Raw genomic sequence first — 17,793 nt, 5'->3', positions numbered from 1 at the left:
GCTGGCAAGCGGCCATGAGGGCTGTCATGTATATGTTTTCGGCCGCCTGGCTGAAATCCTTAATTTGCCTTGAGAATTTGGGGCCGCTTTGCCCTCCCGGCTTTTCCACAGGCAAAAAAAAGCCCCGCCATTTGGCGGGGTTGAGGTACGAGCGTGGCAGCTCGAAAAGGGTGCTGCCCCTCCGCGGAGGGGCAGTGTGCCGCCTTACAGCAGCATGGTGCGGATATCGCCCAGCACGTCGCCCAGGCGCTTGGTGAAGCGCGCGGCGGCAGCGCCGTTGATCACACGGTGATCGTAGGACAGCGACAGCGGCAGCATCAGCTTCGGCTGGAAGGCCTTGCCATCCCAGACCGGCTGCATGGTCGCCTTGGAGACGCCCAGGATCGCCACTTCCGGCGCGTTGACGATCGGCGTGAAGCCGGTGCCGCCAATGTGGCCGAGGCTGGAGATGGTGAAGCAGGCACCTTGCATGTCGTCGGCCGACAGCTTCTTGGTGCGCGCCTTCTCCGCCAGTGCAGCGGCTTCGGCAGCCAGTTGCAGCAGGCTCTTCTGGTCGACGTTCTTGATCACAGGGACCAGCAGGCCGTCCGGGGTGTCCACGGCGAAGCCGATGTGCACGTACTTCTTGCGGATGATGGCCTTGCCGCTTGGCGCCAGCGAGCTGTTGAAGTCCGGCAGTTCCTTGAGCAGGAAGGCGCAGGCCTTGAGCAGCAGTGGCAGCACGGTCAGCTTGACGCCAGCCTTCTCGGCCACGGCCTTCTGCGCAACGCGGAAGGCTTCCAGCTCGGTGATGTCGGCGGAGTCGAACTGGGTCACGTGCGGCACGTTCAGCCAGCTGCGGTGGAGGTTGGCGGCACCGACCTGCATCAGGCGGGTCAGGGCCACTTCTTCCACTTCACCGAACTTGCTGAAGTCCACGGCCGGGATCGGCGGGATGCCAGCGCCGCCGGTAGCGCCAGCGGCTGCCGGGGCTTCCTTGGCCTTTTGCATCATCGCCTTGACGTAGACCTGCACGTCTTCTTTCAGGATGCGGCCGTGCGGACCGGTGGCGGCCACTGCGCCCAGGTCGACACCGAATTCACGGGCCAGCTGACGAACAGCCGGGCCTGCGTGAACCTTGGCGTTGCTGCCGGCAGCCGGTGCGGTAGCGACCGGCGCCGGAGCTGCGGCCGGAGCAGCAGCCGGAGCGGCCGCGGCAGGCGCGGCAGCCGGGGCAGGTGCAGCGGCGGCTGGAGCCGGGGCAGCAGCAGGCGCTGCGCCAGCCACCTTGAGCTTGAAGATCAGGTCGCCAGTGCCGACTTCGTCTTCCAGCTTGCACAGGACTTCTTCGACCACGCCGGCAGCCGGCGACGGGATTTCCATGGAGGCCTTGTCGGACTCCAGGGTAATCAGCGACTGGTCGGCTTCGACGGTGTCGCCGACCTTGACCAGCACTTCGATGATCTTGGCCTTGCCCGACGAGCCGATGTCTGGCACGTGGATGTCCTGCACGCTGGCGGCAGCCGGGGCTGCGGCCGGAGCAGGGGCGGCTTCGGCGGCCGGAGCCGGCGCAGCAGCCTGGGCTGGAGCAGCGGCAGCAGCCGGAGCCTCAGGGGCCGCAGCAGCGGCGCCCTCGGCTTCCAGAACCAGCAGCTCGTCGCCTTCTTTCAGGCGGTCGCCCAGCTTGACCTTCAGTTCCTTGATCACGCCGGCCTTGGGCGCCGGGATCTCCATGGAGGCCTTGTCGGACTCCAGGGTCAGCAGGCTCTGGTCAGCCTCGATACGGTCACCGACTTTGACGAACAGCTCGATGATTTCACCTTCACCGCTGCCGATGTCAGGTACGCGAATGAGTTCGCTCACTTAAAAATACTCCTCAGCAGTCCAGTGGGTTGCGCTTGTCCGGGTCGATGCCGAACTTGACGATGGCGTCAGCCACAACCTTGGGTTCGATCTCGCCGCGGTCAGCCAGGGCTTCCAGGGCAGCCAGCACCACGAAGTGGCGGTCGACTTCGAAGAAGTGACGCAGCTTCTTGCGGCTGTCGCTGCGACCGTAACCGTCGGTACCCAGGACCTTGAACTCTTTGCTCGGCACCCACTGGCGGATCTGCTCGGCGAACAGCTTCATGTAGTCGGTGGACGCGATGACCGGGCCCTTGCGACCGTTCAGGCACTGCTCGACGTAGGTCTGCTGTGGCTTCTGGCCAGGCTTCAGGCGGTTGGCGCGTTCCACGGCCAGGCCGTCGCGACGCAGTTCGTTGAAGCTGGTGACGCTCCACACGTCGGCACCGACGTTGAACTCTTCACGCAGGATCTTCGCGGCTTCGCGGACTTCGCGCAGGATGGTGCCGGAGCCCATCAGCTGTACGTGGTGCGCGGCTTCGCGGGTGTCTTCTTCGAGCAGGTACATACCCTTGATGATGCCTTCCTCGACACCGGCCGGCATGGCTGGCTGCTGGTAGGACTCGTTCATCACGGTGATGTAGTAGAAGATGTCCTGCTGCTCTTCGGTCATCTTCTTCATGCCGTCCTGGATGATCACCGCCAGCTCGTAGCCGTAGGTCGGATCGTAGGTGCGGCAGTTCGGGATGGTGCCCGCCATCATGTGGCTGTGACCGTCTTCGTGCTGCAGGCCTTCACCGTTGAGGGTGGTACGGCCGGCGGTACCGCCGATCAGGAAGCCACGGGTGCGGCTGTCGCCGGCAGCCCAGGCCAGGTCGCCGATGCGCTGGAAGCCGAACATCGAGTAGAAGATGTAGAACGGCAGCATCGGCTGGTTGTGGCAGCTGTACGAGGTACCGGCAGCGATGAACGACGACATGGCGCCGGCTTCGTTGATGCCTTCCTCGAGGATCTGGCCCTTCTTGTCTTCGCGGTAGAACATCACCTGGTCTTTGTCGACTGGCTCGTAGAGCTGGCCGACCGACGAGTAGATGCCCAGCTGGCGGAACATGCCTTCCATACCGAAGGTACGGGCTTCGTCCGGGATGATCGGGACGATGCGCTGGCCGATGTCCTTGTCCTTGACCAGTTGCGCCAGGATGCGCACGAAGGCCATGGTGGTGGAAATTTCGCGGTCGCCCGAACCGTCCAGGATCGCTTTCAGCGTTTCCAGCGGCGGGGTCGGTACGCTGAAGCTCTTCGCACGGCGCTGTGGCACGAAACCGCCGAGGGCAGCACGGCGCTCGGCCAGGTACTTGGCTTCGGCAGAACCTTCTTCAGGCTTGAAGAACGGCAGGTTCTCGAGGTCCGCATCCTTGACCGGGATGTCGAAGCGGTCACGGAAGTGACGCAGGCTGTCGACGTCGACCTTCTTGGTGTTGTGCGCGGTGTTCTTGGCTTCGCCGGCACCGGTACCGTAACCCTTGATGGTCTTGGCCAGGATGACGGTTGGCTGGTCCTTGTGGTTGACCGCCTGGTGGTAGGCCGCGTAGACCTTGTACGGGTCGTGGCCGCCACGGTTGAGCTTCCAGATCTCGTCGTCGGACAGGTCTTCGACCATGGCCTTGAGCTCTGGGGTGTTGAAGAAGTTCTCACGAACGTACGCGCCGTCTTTGGCTTTGTAGTTCTGGTACTCGCCGTCGATGACTTCGTCCATGCGGCGCTGCAGGGCACCGTTGGTGTCCTTGGCGAACAGTGGGTCCCAGAAGCGGCCCCAGACCACCTTGTTGACGTTCCAGCCACCGCCACGGAACACGCCTTCGAGTTCCTGGATGATCTTGCCGTTGCCGCGAACCGGGCCGTCGAGGCGCTGCAGGTTGCAGTTGATGACGAAGATCAGGTTGTCCAGCTTCTCGCGGCCGGCCAGGGCGATTGCGCCCAGGGATTCCGGCTCGTCGCACTCGCCGTCGCCCATGAAGCACCAGACCTTCTGCTTGCCGGCCGGGATGAAACCACGGGCTTCCAGGTACTTCATGAAGCGTGCCTGGTAGATAGCCTGGATCGGGCCCAGACCCATGGATACGGTCGGGAACTGCCAGAAGTCAGGCATCAGCCATGGGTGCGGGTACGAAGACAGGCCGTTGCCGTCCACTTCCTGACGGAAGTTGTTCATCTGCTCTTCGTTGATGCGGCCTTCCATGAAGGCACGGGCGTAGACGCCTGGCGAGGCGTGGCCCTGGAAGAAGATCAGGTCGCCGCCATGCTCTTCAGTCGGCGCCTGGAAGAAGTAGTTGAAGCCGATGTCGTACAGGGTGGCACTGGAAGCGAAGCTGGAGATGTGGCCGCCCAGGTCCGAATCCTTCAGGTTGGTGCGCATCACCATGGCCAGCGCGTTCCAACGCACCATCGAGCGAATGCGGCGTTCCATGAACAGGTCGCCAGGCATGCGTGCTTCGTGGGTGACAGGGATGGTGTTGCGGTATGGCGTGGTGATCGCGTACGGCAGCTGGGAGCCACTGCGGGTGGCCAGCTCGCCCATGCGGGTCATCAGGTAATGAGCGCGGTCTTCGCCTTCTTTGTCGAGGACCGACTCCAGGGCATCCAGCCATTCCTGGGTTTCGATTGGATCGAGGTCTTGCATGGCTTGCTCCAGGGCGGAAAGGCCACCAGAATCGGGGGCCTGAGTTTGCGACTGGCCTTATGGGCAGACGTCGTGAATTCTTGGATTACCGGGGTGTCTCCCGGCGCCGTGTAGTTTTACTACATTTGCTTCGGCATTTCATGCTTTTGCACGTCACGGGTAGTAGTAAAACTACACAAATGCGACGTTTGGTCGCACCTCGGCTTGTGAGGAAAAACGTTCATGTTGGTTGGCGGTGTGTCGCGAACAGGTGGATCTTGATGTTTCTTGCCAATGTTTCGTTTTTTTCAGCTATTTCCAACTTTTGTATGACAGTCCAACCGAGGTCCGGCTCCCTCTTGGCCGCTTTTTCCCCTCCATTTCACGCCGATCAAGGATAGACCATGCGCCTACCTTTGCCGCTCGAACTGCCTGCTTCCCTGCAACCGCTGGTCGTTCGCAACCAGCAGTTCCTGCGCGATGCCGTGGCAGGCCACGCTGACCTCGACCTGAACACCTGGACGCCGTTGCACCGGCAACAGTTCGATCAGGTCGCCGCCGCCAGTGATTTTGTCCTTGGCGTTGCCCAGCGCGAGCCGGCCATGCTGTTCGCTTTGATCGCCAGCGGTGAACTGGACCGCCGTTACGGACCGGGCGAGCTTCGCGGGCAGATCGCCGCTGCAGCCCAGGCCGCGCAGAGCGAGGACGAGCTGGCGCGCAACCTGCGTCGCCAGCGCAATCGCCATCAGCTGCGCATCATCTGGCGTGACATTACCCGCCAGGCCGAGCTGGGCGAGACCTGCCGCGACCTGTCCGACCTCGCCGATGCAGCCATCGACGAAGCCTACCAGTGGCTGTACCCGCGCCACTGCCAGCAGTTCGGCACGCCGATCGGCAACCGTAGCGGCCAGCCGCAGCACATGGTGGTGCTGGGCATGGGCAAGTTGGGCGCGGTGGAGCTGAACCTGTCATCGGACATCGACCTGATCTTCGCCTTCCCCGAAGGCGGCGAAACCGAAGGGGTCAAGCGCTCGCTGGAAAACCAGGAATTCTTCACCCGCCTGGGCCAGCGCCTGATCAAGGCGCTCGACCCGGTGACCGTCGACGGCTTTGTATTCCGTGTCGACATGCGCCTGCGCCCCTACGGCTCGGCCGGCGCCCTGGTGCTCAGCTTCAATGCGTTGGAGCAGTACTACCAGGACCAGGGCCGCGACTGGGAACGCTACGCGATGATCAAGGCGCGGGTGGTGGCCGGTGACCAGGCCGCTGGCTCGCAACTGCAGGAAATGCTGAAACCGTTCGTGTATCGGCGTTATCTGGACTTTTCTGCGATCGAAGCACTGCGCACCATGAAGCAGCTGATCCAGCAGGAAGTTCGGCGCAAGGGCATGGCCGACAACATCAAGCTGGGCGCTGGTGGCATCCGCGAAGTCGAGTTCATCGCCCAGGCCTTCCAGCTGATTCACGGTGGCCGTGACCTGAGCCTGCAACTGCGGCCATTGCTCAAGGTCCTGGCAATCCTGGAGGGCCAGGGTTACCTGCCGCCCGCCGTGGTGGCAGAACTGCGCGAAGGCTATGAATTCCTGCGCTACACCGAACACGCCATCCAGGCCATCGCCGACCGCCAGACACAGATGCTGCCCGATAGCGAACTCGACCGTGCGCGTGTCGCCTATATGCTTGGTTTTGCCGACTGGCAGAGCTTCCACGATCAGTTGATGTACTGGCGCGGCCGGGTCGACTGGCACTTCCGTCAGGTCATTGCCGACCCGGATGAGGACGAAGGTGAAGGCGAGCTGGTGGTCGGTGGCGAGTGGTCACCGCTGTGGGAGCAGGCCCAGGATGAAGAAGCCGCAGGTCGCCAGCTGGAAGAGGCCGGTTTCAAGCAACCGACCGAAGCCTTGCGCCGCCTGGCAGCGCTGCGCGCCAGCCCGCAGCTGCGTTCGATGCAGCGCATCGGCCGCGAGCGCCTGGATGCCTTCATCCCGCGCCTGCTGGCCCAGGCCGTGGAACACGACAACCCGGACCTGGTACTGGAGCGGGTGTTGCCGCTGGTCGAGGCCGTGGCACGGCGCTCGGCCTACCTGGTGCTGCTCACCGAAAACCCGGGTGCCTTGCGGCGCTTGCTGACCCTGTGTGCGGCCAGCCCGTGGATCGCCGAGCAGATTGCTCGCTACCCGTTGCTGCTCGATGAACTGCTCAACGAAGGCCGCCTGTTCAGCCCACCACTGGCGCCGGAGCTGGCTGCCGAGCTGCGCGAGCGGCTGACGCGCATCCCCGAGGACGACCTGGAACAGCAGATGGAAGCGCTGCGCCACTTCAAGCTGGCCCATAGCCTGCGTGTGGCAGCGTCGGAAATCAGCGGCAACCTGCCGTTGATGAAAGTCAGCGACTACCTGACCTGGCTGGCCGAAGCCATACTCGACCAGGTGCTGGCCCTGGCCTGGCGCCAGACCGTGGCCCGCCATGGTCAGCCCCGGCGCAGCGACGGTAGCCTGTGTGACCCAGGCTTCATCATCATCGGCTACGGCAAGGTCGGTGGCCTGGAGCTGGGCCATGGCTCGGACCTGGACCTGGTGTTCATTCACGATGGCGACCCGCAGGCGGAAACCGACGGCGCCAAACCGATCGACAGTGCGCAGTTCTTCACCCGCCTGGGTCAGCGCATCATCCACTTGCTGACTACCCAGACCAACTCCGGCCAGCTGTACGACGTCGACATGCGCCTGCGCCCGTCTGGCGCGGCGGGGTTGCTGGTCAGTTCGCTGGGGGCGTTCGAGCGCTACCAGCAGAGCGAGGCCTGGACCTGGGAGCACCAGGCCCTGGTGCGCGCCCGTGTGCTGGTGGGCTGCAAGCAGGTGGCGACGGCATTCGAGGGCGTGCGCGCCAAGGTCCTGGGCCAGCCCCGTGACCTGGGCAAGTTGCGCAGCGAAGTGAGCGAGATGCGTGCCAAGATGCGCGACAACCTCGGCACCAAGGCCACCCTTGCCGGTACCGCGGCCAATGCCTTCGATACCGGTGTGGCGTTCGATATCAAGCAGGATGCCGGCGGTATCGTCGATATCGAATTTATGGTGCAATACGCCGCTTTAGCCTGGTCTCACGAGCACCCGGCCATACTCCGATGGACCGATAACATCCGCATTCTAGAAGAACTGGAGCAGGCAAGGTTGATGCCGGCCAGTGACGCGGTGCTGTTGCGTGAGGTGTACAAGGCGTTCCGCTCGGCGTCGCACCGCCAGGCCCTGCAGAAGCAGGCCGGGGTGATCGATGCGGCGCAATTTGCCGATGAGCGTCGCGAAGTGCGGCGGATCTGGGGCGAATTGGGACTGACTTGAGATCGTCGGGGCCGCTTTGCGGCCCTTTCGCGACACAAGGCCGCTCCTACAGGCGATCGCATTCCCTTGTAGGAGCGGCCTTGTGTCGCGAAAGGGGCGCGAAGCGGCCCCAGCGGTTCCCCGGTGGTACACTGTCCGCCACATAGCCTGAATATAAAGAGGGGAGGCCAGGCTGTATGCAGCCTGTAGCCTCCCCGAGCGTTTCTGGACTAAGCATGAGAATACTGATCATTGGCCCCAGCTGGGTCGGCGACATGGTGATGGCGCAGACCCTGTTCCAGTGCCTGAAACAGCAGCACCCCGACTGCGTGATCGACGTGCTGGCGCCCGAGTGGAGCCGGCCGATCCTTGAACGCATGCCCGAAGTGCGTCAGGCCTTGAGCTTCCCGCTCGGCCACGGCGCGCTGGAACTGGCTACGCGTCGGCGCATCGGCAAGTCCCTGGCCGGCCAGTACGACCAGGCCATCCTGCTGCCCAACTCGTTGAAGTCGGCACTGGTGCCGTTCTTTGCCGGCATTCCCAAGCGCACCGGGTGGCGCGGTGAAATGCGTTTCGGCCTGCTCAACGACGTGCGCAAGCTGGACAAGGCCCGCTACCCGTTGATGATCGAACGTTTCATGGCCCTGGCCTACGCACCCGGTGCCGAGCTGCCGCAGCCGTATCCGCGGCCAAGCCTGCAGATCGAAGCGCAGAGCCGCGAAGCCGCCCTGGCCAAGTTCGGCCTGGCGTTGGACCGCCCGGTGCTGGCGCTGTGCCCGGGCGCCGAGTTCGGTGAGGCCAAGCGCTGGCCGAGCGAGCACTACGCCGCCGTGGCCGATGCGATGACCCGCCAGGGCTGGCAGGTGTGGCTGTTCGGCTCGAAGAACGACCACCCGGTCGGCGAGCAGATCCGCGACCGCCTGATACCGGGCCTGCGTGAAGAGTCGTACAACCTGGCGGGCGAAACCTCGCTGGCCGAGGCCATCGACCTGATGTCCTGCGCCGATGCCGTGGTGTCCAACGACTCTGGCCTGATGCACGTGGCGGCGGCGTTGAACCGCCCGCTGGTCGCGGTGTACGGTTCCACTTCGCCTGGCTTCACGCCGCCGCTGGCCGAACAGGTGGAAGTGGTGCGCACCGGCATCGAGTGCAGCCCGTGCTTTGACCGCACCTGCCGCTTCGGCCACTACAACTGCCTGCGCCTGCTGGAGCCGGGCAGAGTGATCGCCGCCCTGCACAGCCTGGGTGGTCCGAACCTGATCGATACCGTGGCCGAGGTCGACTAAGTGCGGGTACTGATCATCAAGACTTCGTCGCTGGGTGATGTGATCCACACCCTGCCGGCGCTGACCGACGCCGCCCATGCCATCCCGGGCATCCGTTTCGACTGGGTGGTGGAAGAAGGCTTTGCCGAGATCCCCAGCTGGCACCCGGCAGTCGACCAGGTCATCCCGGTGGCGATCCGCCGCTGGCGCAAGAATCTCTGGCAGACCCTCAAGAGCGGCGAATGGAAGGCGTTCAAGCAGCGCGTTCGCGAGCGCCAGTACGACCTGGTGATCGATGCCCAGGGCCTGGTCAAGTCGGCTTGGCTGACCCGCTACGTCAAGGCCCCGGTCGCCGGGCTGGACCGCTATTCGGCCCGTGAAGGCTGGGCCAGCCGGTTCTATGACCGGCCGCTGTCGGTCGCCGTTGGCCAGCATGCCGTGGAGCGAGTACGACAATTGTTCGCCATGGCCCTGGCCTATGACCTGCCGGAAGGCATCGGCCAGTACGGTCTCGACCTCGACCGCCTGCAATTGCCGCCGGCTGCGCCTTACGTGGTGTTTCTGCATGGCACCACCTGGGCGACCAAGCACTGGCCTGAAGCCTACTGGCGTGAACTGGCCGAGCGCATGGGCCGGCGCAAGCTGCAGGTACGCCTGCCTTGGGGCAACCCCGCCGAAAAGGCCCGTGCCGAGCGCATTGCCCAGGGCTTGAACAACTGCCAGGTGCTCCCCAGATTGAACCTTGCCGGCGTCGCCCGTGTGCTGGCGGCGGCCAAGGCCTGTGTGGCGGTGGATACCGGCCTCGGCCACCTGGCTGCAGCGCTGGACGTACCGACCATTTCGCTGTTCGGCCCGACCAACCCAGGCCTGACCGGCGCCTACGGACGGACTCAGATTCACCAGGCCAGTGACTGGCCTTGCGCCCCCTGCCTGCAAAAGAAATGCACCTACAAACCGAGCGCCGACGACCTGCGCCGGTTCGATCTGAAACGCGAGTGGCCGCTGTGCTTCACTCGCCTGAATCCCGAGCATGTAGCGAGCCGCCTGAGCGCGCTGCTGCTGGCTGAGGATGTTCGTTGATGCAACTGGCTTTCGTGCTTTACAAATATTTCCCCTTCGGCGGGCTGCAGCGCGATTTCATGCGCATTGCCCTGGAATGCCAGAAGCGGGGCCACCAGATCCGCGTGTACACGCTGATCTGGGAGGGTGACATTCCGCCGGGCTTCGAGGTGTTGGTGGCGCCGGTCAAGGCGATCTTCAACCATCGCCGCAACGAGAAGCTCAGCGCCTGGATGGCCGCGGACCTGGCCAAGCGCCCGGTCGACCGCCTGATCGGTTTCAACAAGATGCCGGGGCTGGACGTTTACTACGCCGCCGACGGCTGCTTCGAGGACAAGGCGCAGACCCTGCGCGGCGGCCTGTACCGCCGCTGGGGCCGCTACCGGCATTTTGCCGAGTACGAACGTGCCGTGTTCGCCAAGGACGCGCGCACCGAAGTGCTGATGATTTCCGAAGTGCAGCAGCCGCTGTTCATCAAGCACTACGGCACCCCGGTGGAACGCTTCCACCTGCTGCCGCCAGGCATCTCCCAGGACCGCCGCGCGCCGGCCAACGCCGCCGAGATCCGCGCCGAGTTCCGCAAGGAATTCAACCTCGGCGATGACGACCTGCTGCTGGTGCAGATCGGCTCCGGCTTCAAGACCAAGGGCGTCGATCGGAGCCTCAAAGCCCTGGCCGCGCTGCCCTCGGCGCTGCGCAAACGCACCAGGCTGATGGTCATCGGCCAGGACGACCCCAAGGTGTTCCAGTTGCAGAGCGCCGCCTTGGGCTTGGGGGAGCAGGTGCAGTTCCTCAAGGGCCGCAGCGACATCCCGCGCTTCCTGCTGGGTGCCGACCTGCTGATCCACCCGGCCTACAACGAGAACACCGGCACGGTGCTGCTCGAAGCGCTGGTGGCCGGCTTGCCGGTGCTGGTGTCCAAGGTCTGCGGTTACGCTCACTACATCGCCGAGGCCGACAGCGGCCTGGTGCTGGACGAGCCGTTCGAGCAGGAGCAGCTCAATGCTTGCCTGCAGCGCATGCTTGAAGACGGGCAGGCCCGCGCCGGCTGGTCGCGCAACGGCCTGGCCTTTGCCGACAGTGCCGACCTGTACAGCATGCCGCAGCATGCTGCCGATGTGATTCTGGGGCAGGAGAACGCATGAAGCTGATTTTGGCCGAACCCTTCAAGCATCTGTGGGCCGGGCGGGACGCCTTCGAGGCCGTGGAAGCGCTGCAAGGCGAGGTCTATCGCGAGCTGGAAGGCCGTCGCACGCTGCGTACCGAGGTCGATGGCGAGGGCTTCTTCGTCAAGATCCACCGTGGCATCGGCTGGGGCGAGATCTTCAAGAACCTGCTCACTGCCAAGTTGCCGGTACTCGGTGCCGGCCAGGAATGGCAGGCCATCCAGCGCCTGCATGAAGTGGGCGTGCCGACCATGACCGCGGTGGCCTATGGCGAGCGTGGCAGCAACCCGGCCAGCCAGCATTCGTTCATCGTCACCGAAGAGCTGGCGCCTACCATCAGCCTGGAAGATTTCAGCATCGACTGGGTCAGGCAGCCGCCCGAGCCACGCCTGAAGCGTGCGCTGATCGCTGAAGTGGCAAAGATGACTGGCGGCATGCACCGCGCCGGGGTCAACCACCGAGACTGTTACATCTGCCACTTCCTGCTGCACACCGACCGGCCGGTGACGCCGGAAGACTTCAAACTGTCGGTCATCGACCTGCATCGCGCCCAGACCCGGGCGAAAATCAGCCGCCGCTGGCGCGACAAGGACCTGGCCGCGCTGTACTTCTCGGCGCTGGACATCGGCCTTACCCGGCGTGACAAGCTGCGTTTCCTGCGCGGTTACTTCAAGCGCCCGTTGCGGCAGATTCTGGCCGAGGAGGCCGCGCTGCTCGCCTGGCTCGAGCGCAAGGCGCAGAAACTCTACGATCGCAAGCAACGCTATGGGGATGCACTCTGATGGCGAGTTGGACACTGGCGCCAGGCTACGAACATCTGGCGTCGGACTTCGGCAGCCTCGATGCGGTCTTTGCCCTCAAGGGCGAACACCTCACGCGTGACCCGCTCAGCGAGGTTATCCGCGTCGAGCGTGACGGGGTCAACTACTACGTCAAGCGTTACACCGGCGCTGGCAAGCACATGCGCCGCTATCTGGGCCGGCCACGCATCAAGGCCGAATGGCAGAACCTCAAGCAGTTCGCCAAGTGGGAAATTCCCACTGCCGAGGTGGTGGCCTGGGGCCTGGAACGCAAGGGCCTGGCTTTTGGCCGGGGGGCGATGATCACCCGCGAGCTGCCGCGTACCGAAGACCTTTCGGCGCTGGCCGAGCGCAACGACCCACGCCTGGCCGACCGGGTCTGGGTCGACAAGCTGAGCCGTCAGCTGGCGCGCCACACCCGGGTGATGCATGAACACCGTTTTGCCCACAACGACCTGAAGTGGCGCAACCTGCTGGTCGACGACCTTGGTACGCTGTTCTTCATCGACTGCCCGACCGGCGACTTCTGGCGCGGCTTCATGTGGCGCCACCGCATGATCAAAGACCTGGCGTGCCTGGACAAGGTGGCTAAATATCATCTGTCGGCGACCCAGCGCCTGCGTTTCTATCTGCAGTACCGTGGGCGTCAGCGCCTGAATGTGCGCGACAAGCGGCGCATTCGCCAGGTGCTGAGCTTCTTCGAGGGAAGGGAATGACCGATTACCTGGCCAGCGCGGACCTCGCGTTGCTCAAACGCCATGGCTTGAACGATTTCGAAGCGCTGTGGGCGCTGCAGCTCGACGCCGTGGACGAACCCAACACCGGCCGCGGCGGCTGGAGCAGCGTCTATCGCCTGGAGCTGGAGGGCAAAGGCTATTACCTCAAGCGCCAGAGCGATTACCTGACCCGCACCTTGCACCGGCCGTTTGGCGAACCGACCTTCGCTCGCGAGTTCCGTAACATCAGCCGTTACCACAAACTGCACATCCCGGCCTTGCAGGCCGTGTTCTACGGCGAGCGCAAGCAGAACGGCAAGCACCGGGCAATCCTGATGACCCGTGCGCTGGACGAGTGGAGCGACCTCGAAGGTTTGCTGGCTCAGTGGCCACAGCTTGCCGATGACGCCCGGGCAGGGATCCTCAAGGCCTGCGGCCAGCTGGCGCGCACCCTGCACGGTGCAGGCCTGGTGCACGGCTGCTTCTATCCCAAGCACATCTTCCTGCGCCAACGGCGCGAAGGCTGGGAAGCGCAACTGATCGACCTGGAAAAGACCCGGCCGCTGCTGTTCGGCATGCGTGACCGCCTGCGCGACCTGGAGCCGCTGCTGCGACGTGCCGGGGCCTGGAGCGAGGCGGACGTGCGCCAGTTGTTGGCGGCCTACCTTCAGCAGCCTGGCGACAGCGCCCTGGTCGGCACCTGGCTGCAACGCCTGACGCAACGCCGTCGTGAAAAAGAGGCCCGCTGATGCGTTTGTCCGAACTCAAAGACGCCGGGCGCAGCCCGGCGCTGCCGTTGAGCATCACCCTGGCCGATGCCGCTGGCCCGGCTGACCTGCAATTGCTCAGCCTGCTGCGGGTGCTGCCCGGCCAGCGCTATGTCGGCGCTGGCATCTGGCGTGGCACCCCGGTGCTGGCCAAGCTGCTGGTCGGTGGCAATGCCGCGCGGCATTTCCAGCGCGAACTGGATGGCGTGAAGCTGTTGGCCAAAGAGGGCCTGACCACGCCGCAACTGCTGGCCGACGGCCTCAAGGAAGGCGAGGGTGGCTGGCTGCTGTTCGAATTCCTCGATGGCGCTGAAAGCCTGGCCGATGCCTGGGCGGCGGTGGAAAGCCTGCCGGTGCTGGCTGACGAGCAGCACCTGGTACTGGGCGAAGCCCTGACTGCCGTGGCGCACATGCATGCCCAGGGCCTGTGGCAAGAAGACCTGCACCTGGACAACCTGCTGCGCCACGGCGGCAAGCTCTACCTGATCGACGGCGCCGGCATCAAGGCCGAGACACCCGGCCAGCAGTTGTCGCGCCCGCGTGTGCTGGAAAATCTCGGGATGTTCTTCGCCCAGTTGCCCAAGCGCCTGGAGCCGTTCATCGAAGAGCTGCTGGTGCACTACCTGCTGGCCAACGCCGAGCACGCGCTGCCGCTGGAAGCGCTGTTGAAGCAGGTGGACAAGGTGCGCAGCTGGCGGCAGAAGGATTACCTGGAGAAGGCTGGCCGCGAGTGCAGCCTGTTCAGTGTCGAGCGCAGCCTGTCAGGCCTGCGCGTGATCCGCCGCAACGAGGTGGAGGCCATGCTGCCGGTGCTCGAGCAGGCGGATGCACTGATCGACCAGGGCCACCTGTACAAGACCGGTGGTGCGGCCAGTGTGGCGCGTATCGAAGTGAACGGCCGCAAGCTAGTGCTCAAGCGCTACAACATCAAGAACACCGCCCATTGGTTCAAGCGCTTCTGGCGCCCGAGCCGGGCCTGGCATTCGTGGATAGAAGGGCATCGCCTGGAATTCCTCGACATCGCCACGCCGCGCCCGCTGGCGGTGCTGGAACAGCGGGTGATGGGCCTGCGCAGCCGCGCCTACCTGGTCACCGAATACATCGATGGCCCGGACCTCACCGCCTGCTTCGCGCCCTATGTGGACAACGGCGATGCCCCTGAAGAGCAGGTCGATGCGCTGGTACACGTGATGCAGCAGCTGATCCGCGAGCGCATAAGCCATGGCGATTTCAAAGGTCACAACCTGTTCTGGGACAAGGGCCAGTGGTCGCTGATCGACCTCGACGCCATGTGCCAGCACGCCACCCAGCTCAGTTTTGCCCCGGCCTACGCCCGTGACCGGGCGCGGCTGTTGCGCAACTGGCCGAGTGGCAGCGCGCTGCATCAACGACTGGACCGCCTGCTGCCGAGGCTGACCGAGTAAGACTCGGGCAGGGCCAGCCAGTCGCTGCTGCGTCCTGCCTGACGCACGCGAATGCGCCATTGCCCGTCGCGCCAGCGCAGGATCGCCCAGGGTACTACTCCCGCTGTCTCGGCCTGGGCGATCGGTAGGTGGTAGCGGTCGGCGAGCAGGTGCCGGCGCAGGGGAAGCTGCCCTCCTTGGGTCTGCAGATACAGTTGCTCGTCGGCCTGGTGCAGGCCATCGATGGCTTCGAACGCTTCACCTTCAAGGGTTTCCGGCAGCCGGCACTCGGTGAGTAGCTGGGCCAGGTCGGGCACACCGTCGTACCACAGCACCGGCGAGTCAATGACCCAGTTGCCACTGGCCAGGCGTTTGACCGGCTGCTGCAGGTAGGCGTCTGGCTGTACCGGGTCGATTACCCGCCAGCGCTGGCCGTCGAAGGCCACCTTGTAGTAACGCTGCTGGGCATCTTGGATGTAGTACTGGCTGAGCCCTTCGAACTCGGAGGCCTTTTCATAGACCCCTTCGGCGTAGATGCCGTCGATCCGGAAGCGCAGGTTATCCACCGTGGGCGTCACGCTGTAGCGCGAGGGCAATGGCAGCGGCGGTTGTGACGGCACGCCGCGCAGCACGCGCCGCATCAGGCCGGTGGCGGCCAGGCTGGTACCCGCATCGTTGGCATGGCTAAGGGCGTTGTAGGTGTGCTGCAGCACGCCATCAATGTCCTCTTGGCGATAGGCCTGCGCGCCACCCCAGATCTCGATCACCATTCGCCCCAGCGAGAGGGGGATGAACGCGCGGGCGGGCAGTGCCAGGCTGACCAGGTCGAGCAGGCGCCAGGCCAGATCGATTCCTTGTTGCACATCGGCCTCTGCGGTGGTGCGGCTATTGGCGTCTGCGACGGCAATCAACCCGCGTGCCATGGACAGGTAATAGGCATGGAACAGGTCATCGTCAACGGCTGGCATGTGTAGCGCTGTACCGAGGCCACCCCTGATGAACAGGCGCCGGGCCTCTTCCCTGGGTAACTGTGGCAGGCGATCCAGCGTGTAATCCATAAGGCTGGTTTTCTGGCGCAGCAGGCGCAGCAGCGCGCGTGCGCTGGCCAGGCTGCGCCAGGCGCGTCGGTCAGGGGCATCGGGGGTATACAGGACGAACGAGCGTACGCCGGCCGTTTGGCTGTCGAGCAGCAGTACGCCCTGCACGGTATGGTTGTTGATCGTCAGTTGGTGCACGGTGACACGCACCCCGTCGACAGGTGGGCGCAGGGCATTGTGCGGGTAATCCAGCACCTTTCGCACCCAGCGGTAGTCGCGCTCCGAGTGATCGCTGGCAAGGTGCCTGGCGTAACGTGCCTTGGCCAGCTCGGCCTCCATGCGAGCACGGTTGACCTTGGCATGGGCGTTCAGCCGCCAGGCCCCCAGGGGAGCGTCGATCAGCTGTTTTTGCAGAAATTCGGTATAGCTGCCACCGACGCTGAGGCTTCTCACCAGGGCCTTCAGGTAGCTCGCAGTCAGTGCCGCTGGCAGCGGCTTGCCATGGCGGTGGGCGGCCCGTGCTGTCAGCCAGTAGTCATAGTCGAACCAGCTCACGTTACGCAGCGCCAGCTCATCCAGTGGGTAGCTTTCCTTGATGGTTTCGATCAGTTCGCCACCGACTTTCTGTACGCCGCGCCAGGTGATGAAGCTGGAGGGGTGGAAGGGGTTGATATGTGGCCCGACCTGCCGGGTATGGACCACATGCACCAGGATGTCGCTGGCCGGGTAGGTCAGGCCGAGGTCGCTGCGCAAGCGTTCCTCGACTCTGTCCTTGGCCCAGTTGCGCAGGGTGTGCTTCTGGCGGAACTGGGCAAAGGTGAGTATGCCGGCAGTGGCGACGCTGTCGGCGGCTGCCACCAGCAGCTGCATGGTTTGCATGATATGGGTGAGCCCTTGCTCGCTGGCCGAGCGCAGCCAGTTGGGCAGGTTTTTTTCCAGTAGCAGTGAATAGCGGGTGTCGAGTAATGCTTGCTTGCCAGCCTCGTCTGTCAGGGCCATGGCCTTGCGCAACGCCTCGGCCGTGATCGGCAGGGTGGGCGTGTTCGTCCAGCTTTGCTGAAGGCGTTGACGCTGTGCCTCCAGCAGGCTGTCGACCTGCGCCTGGACCGGGTCGTCGGCGTACCATTCATAACGCAGGCGGTCGGCCAGGCAGGCGTTGCGCTCGCGCTGCGGATCGACCAGCAGGCGCAGAAGGGGCCTGCTCTGGATGGGATCATCAAGGCGCTCGCAGAGCTCCTGGTGCAACGCGGTGAGTGACGGGTAGGCCTCGATCCCTTGAGCGGTGCCGCACAGCAGTGCCGGCCCGGTGGCCTGTTGGCCGTCTAGCTGCTCGCCTTCCGGGCGGCCGGCCAGCACCACGAACATGCCGGGCAGTGCTGACCGCCAGTGCGGGCGGTTGCGGCTGAGCACCGGGCGATAGACCTGGGCACGGCGTGCGAGTGGCTGGTGGTGGCGTTGCCAGGCCGCAGGCAGGTCCAGGCAACCGCGCAGCAGGTCGGCCTGCTCGGCAGCCAGTGTCTGGTCGCCCAGGCGCAGGTCAAGTTCGGCATGCATCAAAGCCCGGCGCAGGTCGGTGAGACGCATGCGCCGTGAGCGGCCCTGACTATCGGCATCGGCCCAGAATTGCGCCAGTTCGGCATGCAGTTGCTGGCGGGTCTGGGTGAGCGGGTCGGGGTTCGGCAAGGCGCTTAGCAGCGCCACGACTTGTTGGTCGAGAAACTCGATACGTTCCAGTGGCAGCATGGTGTACTCCATAAAAGTAGCGCACACAAGCTGGCCATTG

The 17,793-nt window shown here is 64.5% G+C and carries 11 protein-coding genes; 8 read left to right on the top strand and 3 right to left on the bottom strand.

From position 1 onward, the window contains the following. Positions 1–204: 204 nt before the first annotated feature. Both aceF and aceE read right to left on the bottom strand, forming a co-directional pair. Complete coding sequence (gene aceF / locus ACTORR_RS11975) at positions 205–1,842, bottom strand: dihydrolipoyllysine-residue acetyltransferase (RefSeq protein ID WP_262109034.1); 1,638 nt, start codon at positions 1,840–1,842, stop codon at positions 205–207. Between the two features lie 13 nt (positions 1,843–1,855). Beyond that, positions 1,856–4,501, bottom strand: a complete 2,646-nt coding sequence (aceE, locus tag ACTORR_RS11970) for a pyruvate dehydrogenase (acetyl-transferring), homodimeric type (protein WP_054886018.1) — start codon at positions 4,499–4,501, stop codon at positions 1,856–1,858. 383 nt (positions 4,502–4,884) lie between these two features. Here aceE and glnE point away from each other — a divergent pair, with 383 nt between their 5' ends. The 8 genes from glnE (at position 4,885) to ACTORR_RS11930 (ending at position 14,994) form a co-directional block, all read left to right on the top strand. Further along, the gene (gene glnE, locus ACTORR_RS11965; RefSeq protein WP_313364645.1) at positions 4,885–7,818 is read left to right on the top strand and encodes a bifunctional [glutamate--ammonia ligase]-adenylyl-L-tyrosine phosphorylase/[glutamate--ammonia-ligase] adenylyltransferase; all 2,934 of its coding nucleotides are present in this window, start codon (positions 4,885–4,887) and stop codon (positions 7,816–7,818) included. A gap of 215 nt (positions 7,819–8,033) precedes the next feature. Further along, on the top strand, positions 8,034–9,083 hold the full coding sequence (gene waaF / locus ACTORR_RS11960) for a lipopolysaccharide heptosyltransferase II (RefSeq protein ID WP_054886016.1): 1,050 nt from the start codon (positions 8,034–8,036) through the stop codon (positions 9,081–9,083). Further along, positions 9,084–10,142 carry a lipopolysaccharide heptosyltransferase I gene (waaC, locus tag ACTORR_RS11955; RefSeq protein WP_099813759.1) on the top strand — a complete coding sequence of 353 codons (1,059 nt, stop codon included), beginning with the start codon at positions 9,084–9,086 and terminating at the stop codon, positions 10,140–10,142. Beyond that, complete coding sequence (locus ACTORR_RS11950) at positions 10,142–11,266, top strand: glycosyltransferase family 4 protein (protein ID WP_054886014.1); 1,125 nt, start codon at positions 10,142–10,144, stop codon at positions 11,264–11,266. The genes waaC and ACTORR_RS11950 overlap by 1 nt, the downstream gene beginning before the upstream one ends. Further along, positions 11,263–12,069 carry a lipopolysaccharide core heptose(I) kinase RfaP gene (gene rfaP, locus ACTORR_RS11945; protein ID WP_099813758.1) on the top strand — a complete coding sequence of 269 codons (807 nt, stop codon included), beginning with the start codon at positions 11,263–11,265 and terminating at the stop codon, positions 12,067–12,069. The genes ACTORR_RS11950 and rfaP overlap by 4 nt, the downstream gene beginning before the upstream one ends. Continuing rightward, complete coding sequence (locus ACTORR_RS11940; RefSeq protein WP_054886012.1) at positions 12,069–12,803, top strand: lipopolysaccharide kinase InaA family protein; 735 nt, start codon at positions 12,069–12,071, stop codon at positions 12,801–12,803. The genes rfaP and ACTORR_RS11940 overlap by 1 nt, the downstream gene beginning before the upstream one ends. Beyond that, a complete protein-coding gene (locus tag ACTORR_RS11935) occupies positions 12,800–13,552 on the top strand; it encodes a lipopolysaccharide kinase InaA family protein (protein ID WP_054886011.1) in 753 nt (250 codons plus the stop codon). The genes ACTORR_RS11940 and ACTORR_RS11935 overlap by 4 nt, the downstream gene beginning before the upstream one ends. Continuing rightward, positions 13,552–14,994, top strand: coding sequence for a lipopolysaccharide kinase InaA family protein (locus ACTORR_RS11930; protein ID WP_286935662.1), 1,443 nt, complete (start codon positions 13,552–13,554; stop codon positions 14,992–14,994). Before ACTORR_RS11935 ends, ACTORR_RS11930 begins: the two co-directional genes overlap by 1 nt. On the opposite strand, the gene ACTORR_RS11925 is transcribed toward ACTORR_RS11930, so the two are convergent. Then, positions 14,955–17,753: a dermonecrotic toxin domain-containing protein gene (locus tag ACTORR_RS11925; RefSeq protein WP_313364646.1), complete on the bottom strand. Its 2,799-nt coding sequence runs from the start codon at positions 17,751–17,753 to the stop codon at positions 14,955–14,957. The two genes, ACTORR_RS11930 and ACTORR_RS11925, sit on opposite strands and share 40 nt — an antisense overlap. Positions 17,754–17,793 lie beyond the last annotated feature (40 nt).

Origin of the sequence: Pseudomonas sp. SAR267 (assembly GCF_052077595.1) — a bacterium.
In the GTDB taxonomy this organism is placed as follows: Bacteria; Pseudomonadota; Gammaproteobacteria; order Pseudomonadales; family Pseudomonadaceae; genus Aquipseudomonas; species Aquipseudomonas vlassakiae.
This window is presented reverse-complemented; position numbering and strand designations above follow the sequence as displayed.

Bases quoted from the DNA above. Each gene is read 5' to 3' on its own strand.
- aceE (WP_054886018.1), bottom strand. From the start codon at position 4,501: ATGCAAGACCTCGATCCAATCGAAACCCAGGAATGGCTGGATGCCCTG.
- glnE (WP_313364645.1), top strand. From the start codon at position 4,885: ATGCGCCTACCTTTGCCGCTCGAACTGCCTGCTTCCCTGCAACCGCTG.
- waaF (WP_054886016.1), top strand. From the start codon at position 8,034: ATGAGAATACTGATCATTGGCCCCAGCTGGGTCGGCGACATGGTGATG.
- ACTORR_RS11950 (WP_054886014.1), top strand. From the start codon at position 10,142: ATGCAACTGGCTTTCGTGCTTTACAAATATTTCCCCTTCGGCGGGCTG.
- rfaP (WP_099813758.1), top strand. From the start codon at position 11,263: ATGAAGCTGATTTTGGCCGAACCCTTCAAGCATCTGTGGGCCGGGCGG.
- ACTORR_RS11940 (WP_054886012.1), top strand. From the start codon at position 12,069: ATGGCGAGTTGGACACTGGCGCCAGGCTACGAACATCTGGCGTCGGAC.
- ACTORR_RS11935 (WP_054886011.1), top strand. From the start codon at position 12,800: ATGACCGATTACCTGGCCAGCGCGGACCTCGCGTTGCTCAAACGCCAT.
- ACTORR_RS11930 (WP_286935662.1), top strand. From the start codon at position 13,552: ATGCGTTTGTCCGAACTCAAAGACGCCGGGCGCAGCCCGGCGCTGCCG.
- ACTORR_RS11925 (WP_313364646.1), bottom strand. From the start codon at position 17,753: ATGCTGCCACTGGAACGTATCGAGTTTCTCGACCAACAAGTCGTGGCG.